Annotated in this window: 12 protein-coding genes and 1 pseudogene; 3 read left to right on the top strand and 10 right to left on the bottom strand. The window is 65.5% G+C overall.

Annotation, left to right across the window (positions count from 1 at the left end):
* The 7 genes and pseudogenes from FB548_RS14380 to FB548_RS14350 form a co-directional block, all read right to left on the bottom strand.
* Positions 1-155 (bottom strand): annotated as a pseudogene (locus FB548_RS14380) (xylose isomerase); the annotation flags it as partial.
* A gap of 42 nt (positions 156-197) precedes the next feature.
* Positions 198-1,691 carry a xylulokinase gene (xylB, locus tag FB548_RS14375; protein ID WP_142125453.1) on the bottom strand — a complete coding sequence of 498 codons (1,494 nt, stop codon included), beginning with the start codon at positions 1,689-1,691 and terminating at the stop codon, positions 198-200.
* A gap of 205 nt (positions 1,692-1,896) precedes the next feature.
* Complete coding sequence (locus FB548_RS14370) at positions 1,897-2,595, bottom strand: DUF6445 family protein (RefSeq protein WP_142125452.1); 699 nt, start codon at positions 2,593-2,595, stop codon at positions 1,897-1,899.
* A gap of 18 nt (positions 2,596-2,613) precedes the next feature.
* Positions 2,614-4,143, bottom strand: a complete 1,530-nt coding sequence (locus FB548_RS14365; RefSeq protein WP_142125451.1) for a tryptophan halogenase family protein — start codon at positions 4,141-4,143, stop codon at positions 2,614-2,616.
* A gap of 17 nt (positions 4,144-4,160) precedes the next feature.
* The gene (locus FB548_RS14360) at positions 4,161-5,180 is read right to left on the bottom strand and encodes a cupin-like domain-containing protein (RefSeq protein ID WP_142125450.1); all 1,020 of its coding nucleotides are present in this window, start codon (positions 5,178-5,180) and stop codon (positions 4,161-4,163) included.
* Between the two features lie 4 nt (positions 5,181-5,184).
* Positions 5,185-5,943, bottom strand: a complete 759-nt coding sequence (locus tag FB548_RS14355) for a SapC family protein (protein ID WP_142125449.1) — start codon at positions 5,941-5,943, stop codon at positions 5,185-5,187.
* Positions 5,944-6,098: 155 nt separating this feature from the next.
* Positions 6,099-9,239 carry a TonB-dependent receptor gene (locus FB548_RS14350; RefSeq protein WP_142125448.1) on the bottom strand — a complete coding sequence of 1,047 codons (3,141 nt, stop codon included), beginning with the start codon at positions 9,237-9,239 and terminating at the stop codon, positions 6,099-6,101.
* 624 nt (positions 9,240-9,863) lie between these two features.
* Between FB548_RS14350 and FB548_RS14345 the strand changes: the two genes are divergently transcribed.
* Complete coding sequence (locus FB548_RS14345) at positions 9,864-10,937, top strand: LacI family DNA-binding transcriptional regulator (protein WP_142125447.1); 1,074 nt, start codon at positions 9,864-9,866, stop codon at positions 10,935-10,937.
* Positions 10,938-11,135: 198 nt separating this feature from the next.
* On the opposite strand, the gene fdhD is transcribed toward FB548_RS14345, so the two are convergent.
* Complete coding sequence (fdhD, locus tag FB548_RS14340; protein ID WP_142125446.1) at positions 11,136-11,945, bottom strand: formate dehydrogenase accessory sulfurtransferase FdhD; 810 nt, start codon at positions 11,943-11,945, stop codon at positions 11,136-11,138.
* Positions 11,935-14,244: an FdhF/YdeP family oxidoreductase gene (locus tag FB548_RS14335; RefSeq protein WP_142125445.1), complete on the bottom strand. Its 2,310-nt coding sequence runs from the start codon at positions 14,242-14,244 to the stop codon at positions 11,935-11,937. The genes fdhD and FB548_RS14335 overlap by 11 nt, the downstream gene beginning before the upstream one ends.
* Positions 14,245-14,427: 183 nt before the next feature.
* Here FB548_RS14335 and FB548_RS14330 point away from each other — a divergent pair, with 183 nt between their 5' ends.
* Together FB548_RS14330 and hemN are read left to right on the top strand one after the other, a co-directional pair.
* Positions 14,428-15,675, top strand: a complete 1,248-nt coding sequence (locus tag FB548_RS14330; protein WP_142125495.1) for an MFS transporter — start codon at positions 14,428-14,430, stop codon at positions 15,673-15,675.
* A gap of 45 nt (positions 15,676-15,720) precedes the next feature.
* Positions 15,721-17,127 carry an oxygen-independent coproporphyrinogen III oxidase gene (gene hemN, locus FB548_RS14325; RefSeq protein ID WP_185742118.1) on the top strand — a complete coding sequence of 469 codons (1,407 nt, stop codon included), beginning with the start codon at positions 15,721-15,723 and terminating at the stop codon, positions 17,125-17,127.
* Between the two features lie 10 nt (positions 17,128-17,137).
* Here the strand turns inward: hemN and FB548_RS14320 are convergent, their stop codons facing one another.
* Complete coding sequence (locus FB548_RS14320) at positions 17,138-17,581, bottom strand: DUF4124 domain-containing protein (RefSeq protein WP_142125444.1); 444 nt, start codon at positions 17,579-17,581, stop codon at positions 17,138-17,140.
* Between the last annotated feature and the right edge of the window lie 132 nt (positions 17,582-17,713).

Genomic DNA, 17,713 nt, shown 5'->3' with positions numbered 1-17,713 from the left:
AAGCGCAGGTGCTCCTGCATGGTCTTGCCGCCGATGGTCTTCTGCGCGTCGTAGACCTTGAACGCCAGCGGGTTGTCCGAGCCACGGCCTTCGAACGGGATGCGGCCGATGCCGGGGAAGTATTCCTGGGCGCCGATGAAGGGCTGGGTGCTCATGGTGCGGGGTCCTGTGGTTGTGCGTGATGTACGTGGGGGACGTCAGCCGCGCTGCAGCGGCGTAAGGGCATCGAGGTGCTGCAGGAAGCGGCGGTAGGCCGCGGCATAGGCCTGCGTGCGGGTGGGATCGGGGGTGACGGACAAGGCCGGGTCGGTGGCGACATGGGCGCGTGCGATGTCCGCGATGGACGCGGCATCGTCATTGACACGGCCGACCGCCCACAACGCCTGCAGTGCCGCACCGAAGGCCGCACCCTCGGCCTGCACGGGCACATCGACCGGCAGGCCGAACACGTCGGCCACCAGCTGGCGCCAGGCCGCGCTGTTGCTGCCGCCGCCGGTCAGCACGATGCGCTCGAAGCGCATGCCAGCGCGCACGAAGGCATCGAAGCCGTACTTCAGGCTGTAGGTGGCGCCCTCCATGGCCGCGCGGTAGACATGGGCCGGGGTGAAGTTGCTCGTATCCAGGCCGGCCAGCACGCCCTTGCCCCGCGGCAGGTCCGGGGTGCGCTCGCCGTTGAGGAAGGGCAGCATCACCAGCCCGTCCGCACCGGGCGACGTGGCGTGCAGGTGCGCATCGCCGTCACGCGTGCTGAAGCCGAACAGCATGCCCACCTGTTCGGTCGCCACGGTGCAGTTCATCGTGCAGATCAGCGGCAGCCAGCCGCCGGTGGAGGAGCAGAACGCGGCCCAGGCACCGTCCGGGTCGACCACGGGAGTGTTGGAGTAGGCGAACAGCGTGCCGGAGGTGCCCAGGCTCATCGCAAGCCTGCCCTCTTCCACGCAGCCGGTGCCGATGGCCGCCATCATGTTGTCGCCGCCACCGACGGCGACCTTCGCCGTCGCCGGAAGGCCCAGTCGCGTGGCTGCGGTGGGATCGATGTCGAACAGCGCATCAGGCGCGGCGAACGGCGGCAGGCAGGTGGCCAAGTCGCGATCCGCATCGGTCGCGCGCAGGAGTTCTTTCGACCACGTGCGCGTGCGCACATCGAGCCAGCCGGTGCCGGAGGCATCGCCGTACTCGCAGAAGCGCTCGCCGGTCAGCACGAAGTTGAGGTAGTCGTGCGGCAGCAGGATGGTCGCCAACTGCGCGTAGGCGTCGGGACGATGTGCCTTCGTCCATGGCAGCTTCGAGGCGGTGTAGCCGGCGAGGATGGGATTGCCCGCAAGCGCGATCGTCGCTGCCGAACCGCCCACGGCGTCCATGATCTGCGTGCACTCGGCCGTGGTGCTGGTATCGCACCATAGCTTGGCGGGAGCGAGTACTTCGCCCCGCGCATCCACCGGCACGAAGCCATGCTGCTGGCCCGATACCGATAGCGCGACGATGCGTGCACGCACGGCGGGATCGATGCGGTCGAAGCAGGCCTGCATCGCCGCAACCCAATCGGCCGGGTGCTGCTCGCGGCTGCCATCTTCGCCACTGATGAGGTCCAGCGCTGCACTGGCCGTAGCCACGAGGGTGCGCGCGGCGGGGTCGTAGACCACCACCTTCAGGCTCTGCGTGCCTGCGTCAATACCGGCAGTAACAGCCATCTCCCCCGACCTCCAACACATGAAAAGTTAGCGCTAACATTCTGTTCGCTAAAAAAAGGGAACCGCTCAACCGCTCCCTCTTCCTCCACGGCAACGTCGCCCGTTGCCGTGACGGCGCCACTGTAACCAGCACCTGAAAAAAAAGCGTGCTGCACCGCAAAATCCCATTCGAAACAACGATTTGGACCCGAGACAGCAACCTCGCTCAGGTCGCCACATCGATGAAGGCGTTGATCGACAGTCGCCCCTGCAGCGGGTCCGCGGGCAACACCCGGTCGTCGCCGATCCTGCCCGAGTGCAGCGCGTTCCTCCGGTACACGATGAGCCGGTTGAACACGCCCTCCACACTGGCGACCCGCTCGAACAACGGCGTGTCCCCGTCGATGTAGCCAACTCCCGGCATGGCGTCCTGATCGCTTTCCTGCGCCAGTCGATCGAAGTACGCCGCATGGCGGCCCTCGTCGACATACTCGAACCCGGTATGGCGATGCCGGTAGAAATCCGTACCGCCCCACGCGCCGCGGAACAGGTAGTGCACTGTCGCAAGACCTCCGCTGCTCACCGAATCGATGTGCGGCACGCGCTGCAGGAAGTGCAACGTGGCCGGCGGCTGCGTGACCAGCGAGAAATGGCACATCGGAAACACGAAGCGACCCGGCGCCAGATCGAAACATTCACGCAACAGAGGATTGAGCGTCGCCTCCAGAAACGATTGGTAGGAAACCGGCGCGGGCGCACGGATGCCGGGAAACATCGACGATTGCTTCACGTACTGCCGCGTGGCCGCTTTCCGCAGCATCCGCTCCGGATCGGCCAGCAGATTGTCGATGATCAGCAGTGGCGTACCCTCGCGCCCGACCATCTGGCGGGTTACCCGGATATCCGGATGGTGGGCCAACAGCATCGCCGTCCCTGCGTCCGGCTAGCGCGGCACGGGCCGGTTTCCCCACACCTCGGGACCGGCCTTGCAGTAGCGATCGATGAAGGCTTGCTGCGATGGCATCCCGGCAACCGCGCGCTCGATCGGCTGGCGGATGGAATCCAGCAGTTTGCGCAGGTCGTCGTCCGCGAGCGCGCGCGCCAACGGATGCGGTGGCCCCGGCTGGATGCCCTGCCCCAGCATTACATGGGTCCACGAATCGACACGGAACAGTTCGTCAGGATCCTGCCAGGCATGCGCGCGCTCGCGCCATGCGCGCAGGCGGATTTCCAGCGAATCCGGCAAGGGCATCTCGCGGCACGCCTTCCACATCGGTTCGTCGCGCTGCGTGGCGTGGTAGTGGAGGATGATGAAGTCGCGCACGTGCTCCATCTCCGCGCGACTCACCTCGTTGTACAACTCGACCAGCGACGAGGCGATGCCGTCGAAGGGAAACAGCTGGACCAGCCGCACCACTGCGCTGATGGCCAAGTGGATGCTGGTCGATTCGAGCGGCTCGATGAAACCGCTGGCCAGGCCCAGCGCAACCACATTCTTGTTCCACGCCTTCAACCGGCGTCCGGTACGGAAGGGCACCAGCCAAGGATCGCGGATCGCCGGTGCTCCGACATCGCGCAGCAGCTTGGCGCGTGCCTCGTCGTCGGACATGTGGCGACTGGAGAATACGAGGCCACACCCCACGCGATGCTGCAGCGGGATATGCCAACGCCAGCCGGCCTCGTGCGCAATGGCGCGGGTGTATGGCACGGGCGGCCCGACGGATTCGGTCTGCACGGCGACCGCCCGGTCACTGGGCAGCCATTCGTTCCAGTCTTCGTAGCCCGTACCCAGCGTCTGCTCGATCAGCAGCCCGCGGAAGCCGGTGCAATCGATGAAAAGGTCTCCTTCGATGACCTGCCCGTCTTCCAGCACCAGTGCCTGCACCGCACCGTCGTCCGCGCGCTGCCGGACTTCGCGGATCTTGCCTTCCACACGTCTGAGACCGTAGCCCTCTGCGATGCGGCGCAGGTATTTCGCGTAGAGGCCGGCATCGAAGTGGTACGCATAGTTGACCTGCGGTTGGCTCTGCAGCGAGAACTGGTCGCCTCGCGAGGCGAGCGTCTCCAGGCAGAAGTCGCCGAGCTCCGATGGCATGCCGCGACGCAGACTGTCCAGCCAGAAGTGGTGGAACGCCGCCGCCCACGTGCCTTGCCCGGTGATGCCGAAGGGATGGATGTAGCGCTCGCCGGGACGGCGCCAGTTCTCGAACGAGATCGAGAGCTTGAATGTGCCGGCCACTGCACGCAGGAACTCCTGCTCGTCGATCTGCAGGAAGCGATGGAAAGTGCGGATGGGCGGCACGGTGGATTCACCCACGCCCACGGTGCCGATCTGCTCGGATTCCACCAGGGTGATGTCCAGCCGGTCGCGGAACTGGTTCGATAGCGCGCAGGCGGCCAGCCAGCCTGCGGTACCACCACCGGCGATGACCACCTTGCGGATCTGTGCTGCTGGCGTGTTGGGAGAGTCCACTGTGGTTGCTCCAGGTTTCAGCGGTTGAGGCGGCCGATCAGCATGGCGCGGATGCGCCGCGCCTGCGTCTCGTCGATGGGTCCCAGCATGTCGCGCGCCTGCGCGGGCAGATGTTCCCCCGCTTGCCCGGCGGGACCAAACACGTAGTACGCGAAGACCTTCGCCCACGCCCGCTTCTCGCGTTCCGGGAGGTCGCGCAGCGTCCACAACGCATGGTGCAGCGCCGGCAAGGGCGAAGACAGGAACGCAGGCGAGCTGCGCCACCAGTAGTTCACCAGCACGTTGAAGGGTGCGAGGCTGCGCACGTGGTGCCACCACATGCTGGGGATGAAGATGGCGTCGCCGGGTTCCAGGAGGGCGGTCTGCGCGGCGGCCAGCGCCCGGCCGAATCGCGGATAGCGCTCAAGGTCGGGATGATCGAAATCGACCACGCTGACGACCTGCCCGCCTGGCGTGGGCTCGAATGGGCCCGGGTAGAGATTCTCGATCTGCTCGGGTGGGAACAGGGTGAACTGCCGCCGGCCCACCGCGCAGCAGGCCAGGTTGTCGGGTGCGTCGAAATGGCAGGACGCAACCACCCGGTTGCCGATCCAGATGCCGGGTGGCGCGTCGATCCCGTATCCGGCCAACCGCAGATCATTGTCCTGCGCGAAACCCGGAAGCGCGCGATCGACCAGCAGCGATGCCACGTAGTAGGTCGGCGGTCGCGCATCCTCCAGGTGGTGTGCAATCTCGTCCAGCACCTGCGCGAGCAGGCCGCGCCGGACTTCGACGTTGAGCTGCGTGAAGTCCTCGTTGTAGAAGGGACGGCCTGCGATGTCCGGGTCGCCGAACGAATACTGCACGGGAACACCGGCATCGAAGCCGCGCAGATAGTCCATCGCCTCGTGGGTGGACCGCAATCCGGCGTGCACCAGTCCCCAGTCGCGCGCAATGCCCTTCAGCACCACGGGCTGGCCATCGGCCATCAACGCGTCCAGCGGCAGCGCATCGGCGCTGAGGTTCTCCAGCGTGCGCATCGCCGTGCCGTCGGCCATGGCGTCAGTTCTTGCCGGCCGGAACGGCGGCGTCCTGCGCGCGCAGGCGACGCTGCTTTTCGGCCATCAGGCGACGCACGTTGTGCAGCGATGCCAGCATCAGGTACGCACCTTCCAGATAGCCCGCGCGGTTCAGTTCCAGCAATGCATGCCCGTCCAGCACGGCCAGACGCTCCCGGTCGATCCCGTGCAGTCCGTTGACGGACACGCGATGCCGCTCATCCAGTTGCACATCGAGATTGACGGGCTGTATCAGGCCTTTTGCCTCCAGCGCGGCAAACATCGCCGCACCGTAGGTGCTGCCGTCGCGGATGCCGCGCAGGACGTTCGCAACGTGTTCGAGGTAGGGCGTATTGCCGCCCTGCGGCAGGAAGACGGGCTCGCCCGCAGCGAAGTTGACGCGCGGATGATCCAGGTCCACGTGCATCACCGCTTCCTGCACGAGTTCGCCATCGATGCGCTGCTCCTGGAAACCGATCAGGAACGGCCCCCTGGCGGCCGCACCCGGGAGATAGGACGCATTCCACCGGCCGTCCCGCAGGAACAGATTCTCGCGCTGCTCGAAGCCCAGCAGCGCGACGGACTGCCACTCCCCCGTATCCGGGTCTTTCCGCAGGAAGATCGGATACTCCCGCTGCAATTCCGAGAACTCGCTCGGGAACGCCGGCACCATGCCCACGTCATCGCCGTACTCGGGGCCGAAGCCGGTGGCGATGCGCATGTCCTTGTGTGAAACGTTGTTGAGAAGTTCGTAGCGGGCCATCTTCTCGCTCGGGTCGGTCGGGAGCCATCCCACAATATAGCGCTGGCGGAAGCTCTTCGAGACACCTCTTCGGGCTGCACGCCTCGATAAAAAGGACCGCTGCTCACGCAGCGGTCCCGCTCGGCGACATCCGGAGAGGGCGGCTATCGCCAAGGTCAGAACTTGTAGCGGACACCCACCATGTAGCGCGGACTCTGGTCGGCCAGCTTGACGATCATCTGATCGGTGCGGGCGTGCCAGCGCACGTCCTCGCCCGTCAGGTTGATCGCCTCCAGGCCGAACGACCAGTGGTCGTTGAGCGTGTAGTTCACGCTCAGGTCCCACTGCTCGTACTCTTCCACGTAGTACGGATTGCGGCTGGCGCCCTGGTTGGCGAGGATCAGGTACTCGTCGCGCCAGTTCCAGGCCAGGCGCACCGACCAGCCGTACTTCTCGAACATGAACATCGCGTTCGCCGTGTCGCTGAGGCCGGTGAGCGCGAACTGGTCGATGCCCGGATCGCCGGCGTTGTTGTATCCCACATCGCCGTTGACGACCGTGTAGTTGGCCAGGATGCCGAAACCGCTGTCGCCGAAGAAGTATTGCCCACCGATCTCCCAACCGCTCAACTTCGCCTGGTTCTGGTTGACCGGACGGTTGACGTTGAACAGGTACAGCGGGTCATCGGCTTCGCCCACCAGGTTGTAGGCCGCTTCCGTCGCCAGCGCCTGCGCTCCCGTACCGTCGAACGCAGCCAATCCGGCAGGATCATTGCGCAACAGCGCCAACGCGGTGAACAGCGAGGTGTCGTTGCCTGAGCAGGCGGCCGCATTGGCCGGGCCCACCTGGACTGCACAGGCGGCGCTCTGGAGGAAGGCCAGTGCCGCTTGGGCATCCGGGCCGGACGTCGGGTCGGTCAGGCCATACAGCGATTGCTGGTTCACGCCATTGCCGATGAAGTTGGCGACCGACTTGTTCCAGTACGTCACCGACAGGTAGCTCGCATCCGCGAAGTACCACTCCAGCGCCAGATCCAGGTTGTCCGATTCCAACGGCTTCAGCATGGGATTCTGATCGTTGCCGCTGGCGCGAACCGAGGGGTCGAGCAGCACCGATCCGAACGGCTGCTGGGCGGTGCCGGGGCCGGCATAGAGGTTGCCGTACGGCGCGCGTGCGATGCTCTTGCCGAACGAAGCACGGCCCTTCAGTTCGTCAGTGAAGTCGATGCTGAAATCCAGATTGGGCAGCACGTAGCTGTAACTGGCCCTTTCGCTGAATGGCTGCTTCTCATCGGACAGGACGATGCGGAAGTCATTGTTGGCCGACCACTCGATGGCCTCGGGAATGGCGATGACCGAGCTCGATACCACCTTGGTCGTCTCGTAACGCACGCCCACGCGGGTATTGGTACGCATGCCACCCAGTTCGCCCTCGAACTCCACCTGCACGTATGCGGACTTGGTGTCTTCCTCAACCCGGTCATCGGCCGAGTTCTGCGGACTCACGCCGATACCCGCGCCATAGTTGTCGGCGGCCCACTGCGCCAGTTCACCGGCGTCGCCCCGCCATGCACCATTGCTGCTCCCGACGCTGTAGTCGTCGAACAGCCCGGCGATGTCGTAAGGCTTGATCAGATCCATCAGCCCGTCGGCGACATCGCCATTCACGTTGCCTACGCCCCAGTCGCCCAGGGTCGAGTAGTTCTCTGCGGCCTGCAGCCGGTGCGTCGAGGACTTGGAGCTATCGACACCGAACTGGAAACGGCCGCTGTCGAAGTTCCATTCGCCGTCTATGCGGCCCTGCTTGATCTCGCTGACCTGGGTCTGCGCGTTGATGCGCAGCACCTGCGAGCCGATCTCGCCTTCGACGAAGCCCGGATTCACCACGCCGTTGGTCCCGGCGATGGCATCGGCGTTGGTCGGATACCAGGTTTGCGTGCCGAACGGCAGGCCGTTGTTGAACTGCAACTCCTGCACCCAAGTGCCGCCGCAATGCGGCCCGGTGGTGCAGTTGTTGGTGCCCGCGATGCTCATGAAGATCGAACCACCACCGGTCAGCGGATCGTTCGGCCGACTCTCGTTCTTCGAATTGTGCGCGTCGAAGCTGAGGCGGAACCGGTCGTTGACGTCCCACACCGCGTTGAGGCCCAGCGAACCCAGCTTGTACTTCTGCATGGTGCGCTGCTGCTCGAGGCCGAAATCCTTGGTCCCGGCGATTTCCCGGATGTAGATCGGCGTGGCGACCGCACCGCTGGTGTCGAACTCGACGTCGGTGTAGTTGCTGTTCTGCAGCCACATCGCCTGCTCGCCGCGGTTCTCGGTGATCTCGTTGGTCGAGTAGGTGTAGTCCAGGGTCAGGGTCAGGCTGTCGGTCGGGGCGAACTGCACCACGGCCTGGCCGTTGACGCGGTCGCGCTCGAACTCGGAAAAGGCATAGCGCAGGTCGTTCGGTCTCGCATACAGATCGCCGACGCCAGGCGCGTTGACCACGGTCGGGTTGCCCGGCATCGTCCCGGTCCACGGCTGCACGTTCCAGTAGTTCTCGGTCGCCTGCACCGAACCGCCCTTGCGCTTCTGCTGGCTCGCGCTGAGGCTGACACCGAACGTCTTGTCCGGGTTGGTGTAGCTGAAGATGCCGGAAAGCTCGGGCGTCAGATCGTTCTCGAACGGTTGGCTCCGGTCGGAGACCAGCTTGGCCCCGGCGTTGGCGACGAAGCCGTCGTAATTGAACGGTCGTGCGGTCAGGATGTTGATGGTGGCGCCGATGCCGCCACTCGGAACCTGCGCCTGGCTGGTCTTGTAGACCTCGATGCCATTGATCGCCTCAGCCGCGAGCTGTGCGAAGTTGAATGCCCGCGTGCCACCATCCACGCCACCGATGGCGACCTGTCCGGAAGCACCGAACGCATCCGCGCCCGGCATCTGCCGGCCGTTGAGCGTGACCATGTTGAACTGGGGACCGAAGCCACGCGCCGTGACTTGCGCGCCTTCGCCGTCGCGGCGCTCGATCGAGATGCCGGTGATGCGCTGCAGGGATTCGGCGAGGTTGGTATCCGGGAACTTGCCGATGTCTTCGGCACTGATCGCATCCACGACGCCTGCAGAATCGCGCTTGATGTCCATCGCCTGGCTGAGGCTGTTGCGCAATCCCGTGACCACGACGGTGTCCAGCGTTGTCGCGTCCGGCGCGGTCTGCTCCTGTGCCTGTTGGGCGGCTTGCGCCTGCGTTTCCTGCCCGAAGGCGGGGTTGATGACCAGTACGCCACCCACGAAGGTGAACATGGCCGTTGACTTGAACCTCGCCAACTTGCGACTCATCAGCATGTCCTCAGGTCTGGAATTGAAGGGCCAACGGCAACGCGGAATTCATGTGGTCGCGCTTCCGCAACTGCTTGGGCCTCGCTCGGTGCGCGGCATCGGAACCTGCACTCTTTCATGTGGTCTCCCCTCTCACGTTCGATCAGTGGATGTATCGCCCTCCCCAAGGGCCCCTCGCGGGCGCAGACCCGCGCTTCCTGCCGGGCGCGGTGGCAGCGCCCGTACTGCATTGCCGTTGGAAACGCCTTTCCAGGCGGGTTCCAGAGTCGCAAGGCGACAAAGCGTTCAATCAACTTCCAGGACAGGATCGATGGCGAACCGAGCAAATGTGGTAGCGCTACCATCGAGTTCGGCGCAGACTAATCACGCGGCCCCGTGCTTGTCACCATGCACCGCAGCAATCCCGGGCGGGCCAGGGTGTGCACCACCCGATGCGGGCAATGCGGCAAGACGATGGAAGCGATTTCAGCGGCAGTTGAAGGGGAAGCGCTATGCAATCGCGATTCCGGCGCGGCGTATTGGCTGGCACATCGCAGGTGCTTTGTTTGCCCTTGCATGCGACGCTCGGCGCGCATGCGGCATCCACCCACCCCGGACGATGGGGATCGGAGGAGACAGGACAGAATGGACAAATCGAGCAGGTCATTCCGGCGAAAAGGCGGCGCAATCACGATAGACGAGGTCGCGATCCGCGCAGGTGTTTCGCCGATGACGGTATCGCGCGTGATCAACGGGCATGGCGGGGTACGTGACGCTACCCGGGAGCGCGTCATGCTGACGGTGCGTGAACTCGGGTACAGGCCCAATCTGGCGGCGAGTTCGCTCGCCGCGGCACAGCACACGTGCATCGCACTGATCTACACCAATCCCAGCTCAAGCTACTTGCGTGAACTACTGGTGGGTGCCCTGCGCGGTTCGGCGCGTGCGGCGGCACAGTTGGTCATCGCGACCTGGGATACGCTGGATGCGGACAGCCAACGCAGCGCGGCGCGCGAGCTGACGAAAAGCGTGGCGGGCGTGATCCTGCCACCACCGCTGTGCGAGTCCAAGGCGATTGTCATGGAATTCATCAACGCCGACGTGCCCGTCGTCTCGATCGCCTCGGCCCGCTTCAGCGACATGATCTCCTGCGTCCGCATCGATGACCATCGTGCCAGCCACGACATCACGGCACATCTGATCACCCACGGACATGTACGGATCGGCTATATCAAGGGCGATCCAAACCAGACTGCCAGCGCCCATCGTCTTCAGGGCTACCAGGATGCATTGGCAGAGGCAGGCCTGGCATACGACGAAGCACTCGTCCAGCCGGGCTACTTCACCTACCGCTCGGGCCTGGATGCGGCGGAAAGCCTGCTGGCGTTGCCCCAGCCACCTACCGCGATTTTCGCCAGCAATGACGACATGGCCTCAGCCGTGGTCTCGGTCGCGCATCGCCGCGGCCTGGACGTGCCGCGGGACCTGTCCGTTGTCGGCTTCGACGATACGTCAGCGGCCACCATGGTCTGGCCGGAGCTCACGACCATCCATCAGCCGATCGCCGCCATGGCTGATGCCGCGATTGATATCCTGCAGCGGGAAATCCGGCGCCCCCACGCGTCCGCGCGGGGCGTCGTCAACCATATCGTCCCGCACAAACTGGTGACACGCGCCTCGGTCGCGGTCAAACGGCAGGGAAGATCCAAACGCCGGTAGCGTGAGTGTTCGCCCGGGATGGATGCCGGAACCCTGCACCGCCAGCGCAGGCGGCTACTCGCAGAGCGGGACGGCATTCCCGGCCGACTACGGCTGACGCACGCGTACCGTTTGCTCTTGTCCAGCAGGCCTTGCATCGTTCCTGCGGCAAACTTCCTTGAATCGCACCCTTGGCAGTCCGAGGAAACAGCCGTTCGCTCAAGCTGGTTCAAGCCGCCACGGATGGCTGTAGACCACGTGCCTGCTGCCACGAAGAAAGCCCACCAATGTCAGCCCGCACGTTCCTGCCAGGTCCACCGCCAACGCAGTTGGCGCCGACATCGCCGCCAACAGCGGCATGCCCGCGACTGCAGCCTTCGCCGCCATCTCGTAACTCGCGCGGCTGGTGATCAGTGCGAAGCCAGCTCCAGCATCAACGCCTTCGCGTTGCATCACGCCGATCAGCTTGTCGAGCGCGTTGTGTCGTCCGACATCCTCTCGCACCAGCATCACCTTCCCGTCCGCCCTCGCCCATGCCGCCGCGTGTATCGCGCCGGTACCCGCATTCAATGGCTGTCGCTGTTCGAGTTCCAACAATGCGGCATGCAAGGCGGACGAGGCGATGGGACCTCCATGCCCGACGGACGCTGGCTGCTTGATGACGTCTTCCAGACTCCGGTTGCCGCAGATGCCACATCCACTTCGCCCTGGCAGCCAGCGTTGATGGCCCGTGGCACGTGCAGGCAAAGGATGGCGCGTGCGAAGGTCGAGCTGGATGCCTTCCAACAATGTCTGCACAGCTATCGACACAAGCTCGTCGGCGGCAAGACCCAGCTCAGTCAGCGCAAATCCATACGCGAAGTCGTCCAGGTCGCACGGCGACACCATCATCACCGCCAGCGGTTCGCCGTTGCAGTGGATCGCCAGCGGGATTTCCTCCGCCAGCTGATCCTGCCGCACCGTCGATACACCACCGTCCACATCGACGACCTCGCGCTCCGCCACGCCTTCGATGCGTTCAGCCGGCATGGGTATCCGGATCGCACAGCTTCCGCACGACGATGGGAATCGACTTGTAAGCCGGCGTCCCCGATTGCGGATCGTGGCTGTCCAGTGGCACCAGCCGATTGCCTTCCGGGTAGTACATCGCGGCCGAACCGCGCGGCAGGTCGTACTCGACCGCGATGAAGCCTGAGACCTTGCGCGTCGCAGCGCCCTCGCCAGGCATCCGCGATGCCACCTCGATCCTGTCGCCCTGCTCCAGTCCGCGCGATCGCATGTCCTCGCGATTCAGGAACACCACATCGCGCCGGCCACTGATGCCCCGGTAGCGATCATCGAAACCGTAGATGGTGGTGTTGTATTGATCGTGCGAACGGATCGTCGTCAGCGTCAGCAGTTCGCGCCGGTCGATGCCCGGATCTTCGTCGAGGCCGGGGGCGACCAGGAAGCGCGCCTTTCTGCCGAGACCCCAGTCGCGTTCGGATGCGCCGATGTACAGGCGGAATCCTCCCGGCTCGCGCACACGGCGGTTGAAATCCCTGAAGATGGGGAACACCGCTTCGATGTCGTCGCGGATGCGGTTGTAGTCGCCGACCAGCCCGTCCCAGTCCACCTTCGTCTGCGGCAGCGTCGCCTTGGCGATGCCGGCCACAATGGCGGGTTCCGACAGCAGGTGTTCCGATGCCGGGGGCAGTCCGCCCTGCGATGCGTGCACCATCGACATCGAATCCTCTACCGTCACCGACTGCAGGCCGCTGGCCTGCACATCGCGCTCGGTGCGGCCCAGGCATGGCAGCAGGAAGGCCTGCTTGGCCGGAATCAGGTGCGAGCGGTTCAACTTGGTGGCGATATGCACGGCCAGATCCAGGCTGCGCATCGCGGGGATCGTCGTGTCCGGGTCGGGCATGGCCACGGCGAGGTTTCCACCCATGCACACCAGCGCCCGTGAACGGCCGTCGCGAATGGCCCGCACCGCTTCCAACGCATCGTGTCCGTGCGTGAGCGGGAACTCGAACCCGTAGGTCTGCTTGATCGCATCGACCAATGCCTGAGTGGGCTTCTCGGTGATGCCGACCGTACGGTCTCCCTGCACATTGGAATGGCCGCGGATCGGTGCGATGCCGGCGCCGGGCTTGCCGATGTTCCCGCGCAGCAAAAGAAGATTGGCCATCTGCTGCACGTTCTGCGTGCCACGGCGATGCTGGGTCATGCCCATGCCGTAGCAGAGGATCACGCGCTCGGCCTGGGCATAGAGCTCCGCGGCGGCGGCGATGTCATCGCGCGACAATCCGGAATGTTCGACGATCTCGTCCCACGTCGTACGTGCAAGATCCTCGCGCAAGGCATCCAGCCCTTCGGTGTGTTCGGCGATGAAGGCGTGATCGAGTACACCCTGCCCACCGGCGGCAAGATCCGCCGCATCGGCGTCCACCAACCATTTCATCATGCCTTTCAGCAACGCCAGGTCACCGCCGATCCTGACCTGGTAGTAGGTCTGCGCGATCGGCGTGGCGGTGTTGGTCAACATCTCCGCCGGATGCTGTGGCGAGGTGAACCGCTCCAGCCCGCGTTCGCGCAACGGATTCACCGCCACGATCGGCACGCCACGTTTCGAGACCTCGCGCAGCGTGGACAGCATGCGCGGGTGATTGGTACCCGGATTGTGGCCGAAGCTGAAGAGCGCGTCGCAGTGCGCGAAGTCGTCCAGCGTCACCGTGCCCTTGCCCACGCCGATGGATTCCGGCAGGCCGACGCTGGTCGCCTCGTGGCACATGTTCGAACAATCGGGGAAGTTGTTGGTGCCGTATTCGCGCACCATCAGCTGGTAGAGGAAGGCGGCTTCGTTCGATGTGCGACCGGAGGTGTAGAACTCGGCCATGTCGGGATGCGGCAAGGCTTGCAGCGCCTGGCCGATGCGCGCGAATGCTTCGTCCCAGCTGATCGGGACATAGCGATCCGCATCAGCATCGTAGGCCATCGGATGCGTCAGGCGGCCTTCGTCCTCCAGCGCGTGGTCGCTCCACTCCCAAAGTTCGGACAGGGTGCGCTGCGCGAAGAACGCCGGCGTCGCGCGCTTGCCCGTGGCCTCCCACGACACCGCCTTGGCGCCGTTCTCGCAGAACTCGAAGGACGACGTATGGCGCGGATCGGGCCACGCACAGCCGGGGCAGTCGAAGCCGGCGGGCTGGTTGACGCGACGCAGGGCCGAGGTCTCGCGGCCGACGGCCATCTGGCTCTTCACTGCGCGTGCGACGGCAGCCAGGGCCCCCCACCCGCCCGCCGCGCCCTCGTAGTCGTCGATGCCCGGGACCTTGCGCTCACTCATCGAAGAACCTGCCCTTGTCGTGCCGCAGACGTACCTGGGCAGGATACCCGATGGCATGACGCGACACGGACAGGGCGCACCCACAGCGCGTGATGCAGGCGTGTGAAACGGACGCTCAGTATCGGGTTGCTAGCATGCAGGGCATTCCCTTTCCGGTACCGCGCGCGCCCTGTGTTCCGCATCCTGCTTCCCCTCACCGCCCTGCTCGCCAGCATCGCGCTGCTACTGGGCGGCAACGGACTGTTGGGCACGCTGCTGGCCGTGCGCAGCCAGGTGGAAGGTTGGGGCGAGCGCACGACCGGGCTGGTGATGTCGGGGTATTTCGTCGGCTTCTTCCTGGGCACGTTCACAGCGCCACCACTGATACGGCGCGTGGGCCACATCCGCGCATTCGCATTCCACGCCGCACTCGCGGCGGCCGCTGTGCTGGTTTATCCGCTGTGGATGGAACCGGTCGGCTGGATGCTGTTGCGCGTGGTCACCGGCATGGCGCTGGTCGGGTTGTGCACGGTAATCGAGAGCTGGTTGAACGCACAGGCCGCGCCGGAACATCGCAGCCGCGTGTTCGGGGTGTACATGGTGGTGTCCCTGCTGGCCCTGGCCGCCGGCCAGTTTCTGCTGGACCTGCAGCCGCCGCGCAGCCCGGTACTGTTCAGCGTGGTGGCGATCCTGTTCGCGCTGGCCATCCTGCCCGTCAGCGCCACGCGACTGACGCCGCCAGTGATGACCGTGGCACCGAAAGTCCATCTGCTGCAGATCTGCCGCGCCGCACCGAGTGCGGCGGCCGGCGCACTGCTCGCGGGCCTCGCGCTGGGGGCGTTCTGGGGCATGGGTGCAGTGTATGCCGCATCGCTCGGCCTGGATCGTGCGGGCATCGGCACGTTCATGGCGGCGACCATCATTGGCGGTGCCGCGCTGCAACTGCCGATCGGCCGTCTGTCCGACCGGGGCGACAGGCGCAGCACGCTGGCGCTGGTGGCGGCATGCGGCGCCGCGACGGCACTGGTGGCGCTGCGCTTCGACCCGCAATCGCATACCGGGGCGCACGCGCTGTTCTTCCTGTTCGGCGGCCTGGCGTTCGCGCTGTATCCGCTGGCGGTCGCGCACCTGCTCGACCGGCTGCCGGCCGATCAACTGCTGGCCGGATGCAGCGCGTTGCTGCTGCTGAACGGTGTCGGCGCCGCCATCGGGCCTGCCGCGGCTGGCGTACTGATGCAGGCGTTCGGCCCGGTGGCGCTGCCGCTGTTCTTCGCGGCCACGCTCGCGCTGCTGGCCCTGGTGGCGGGCGGACGGCGTCTGTTCAAGGCACACCGGCTGCTGCACCCGGCGCGCTTCCACCCCATGCTGCGCACCACGCCTGCCGCACTGGAAATGCTGCCGGAGATTCCGGATCCGCCCGAGGCGGCGAGTCATGATCCTGGGGTGAATTGATCCCGATCAATGCGGTGCCGGCCGACGGACCCTAGCCTGTGCGCCATGGGCATCGTCTCCCCTTCCCCGCTGTTCGATGCGGACCTGCTGCGGCGCTACGACACGCCGGGGCCGCGCTATACCTCGTACCCGACGGCACCGCAGTTCAGCGCCCGCTTCGGCGCGGATCAGCTTCGCGAACATGCCAGTGCGACCAACCGGCAGGACCACGCGCGCCCGCTGTCGCTGTACGTGCATGTTCCGTTCTGCACCAGCCCGTGCTTCTACTGCGGCTGCAACCGGGTGATCACGCGCGACAAGGCGCGTGGCGAGCTGTACCTGGACTACCTGTACCGCGAGATCGCGCGGATGGCGCCACTGTTCGACAGCGGTCGGCCGGTGGTGCAACTGCATTTCGGCGGGGGCACGCCGAACTTCCTGTCTCCGTCGCAGATCGCCGATTGCGTGGCGGAGCTGCGCAGCCAGTTCAGCTTCGCCGCGACCGGCACGATGGATTTCTCCATCGAGCTGGACCCGCGCTTCGTCACGCCTGCGGATATCGGCGAGCTGGCGCGGGTCGGGTTCAATCGCGCCAGCCTAGGGGTGCAGGATTTCGATCCTGCGGTGCAGAAGGCGGTCAACCGCGTGCAGAGCGTCGAGGAAACGCTTGCCATCGTGGCTGCGTGCCGCGAGCACGGCATGCGGTCGGTCAACATCGATCTGATCTACGGCCTGCCGAAGCAGACGCGCGAAGGCTTCGAGCGCACGCTGGACATCGTGGTCGACGCACGGCCGGACCGCATCGCGGTATACAGCTACGCCCACCTGCCGCAGCTGTTCAAGCCGCAGCAGCGCATCGCGCTGGAAGACCTGCCCGATCGGGAAGCAAAGCTCGCGTTGCTGCAGTGCGCGATAGAACGCCTGGTCGCAGCTGGCTACGTCTACATCGGCATGGACCATTTCGCCCTGCCCGGCGACGAACTGGCACGCGCGCAGGAACGCGGCGACCTGCATCGCAACTTCATGGGCTACACCACGCATGCCGAGAGCGACCTGATTGGTCTGGGCGTCAGTGCGATCAGCCATATCGGGGACAGCTTCAGCCAGAACCCACGCGACATCGCCAGCTGGGAGCGCGCCATCGACGATGGCCGGATGCCGGTCTGGCGAGGCATGCCGCTGGACCGCGACGACGTGCTGCGGGCCGAAATCATCCAGGAACTCATGTGCCATGGCCGATTGGACTACGCCCGCATCGGAAAGCGCTTCGGCATCGAGTTCACCGAATATTTCGCCGATGCCCTGCCCCGTCTGCAGGCCCTCGCTGACGATGGGTTGCTGGCCTTCACGCGGGTCGGTTTCCAGGCCACGCCGAAGGGCCGGCTGCTGTTGCGGGTGATCGCGATGTGCTTCGACCGCTACCTACCCGCGACGCCTGAGCCTGACGCACACCGCTTTTCGCGCACGATCTGACGCCCTGCTCTCAGCGGCAGGCGTCGTTGACACGGTCGTCCAGTTTGCGGCTCGCCGCGAAGTCGCGCTTCAGCCCCAGCCGCGCGTAGGCCTGGTCGCGGGCTTTCTTCGCACGTTCGCAGGCGGCAGCATTGCGATGCATCGAGATAACCGCGCCCTGCGCGGCGGTCTTCTGCCGGCGTGCTGCCGTACGTGCGCGCGGACGGGAACTGTCCTTCGCTGGCGCCGCGGAGGTCGCGGATGTCGCGGGGCTGGCGGCAGACGGTGGATCCGGCGGATAGTCCCGTACCCATTCCGTGCGTTGCGCCGATGGACACGGCGTGGCCTGGTAATGCGGCTGTCCGTCCGCGCCCCGGCATTTGTAGACGGGGTCGCTGCCCCAGGTGGACGTGCCACCAGCGACGAGGACGCAGGCCAGCAGGATGCGCCATGCGCACGACGAAGACCGGTACATGGCAGGCTCCTGTGGGTGGGAGTCTGCAGCATCCGCCGATGCGCCATCCCTGGGGATCGGCCCATGTCGCGTCGTCACGTCGGATTTCCCCCACCTTCACCGCGTCATCACCGGCTACCCTGCAAGAACGAC

It is taken from the genome of Pseudoxanthomonas sp. 3HH-4 (assembly GCF_006716465.1).
GTDB lineage: Bacteria > Pseudomonadota > Gammaproteobacteria > Xanthomonadales > Xanthomonadaceae > Pseudoxanthomonas_A.
This window is presented reverse-complemented; position numbering and strand designations above follow the sequence as displayed.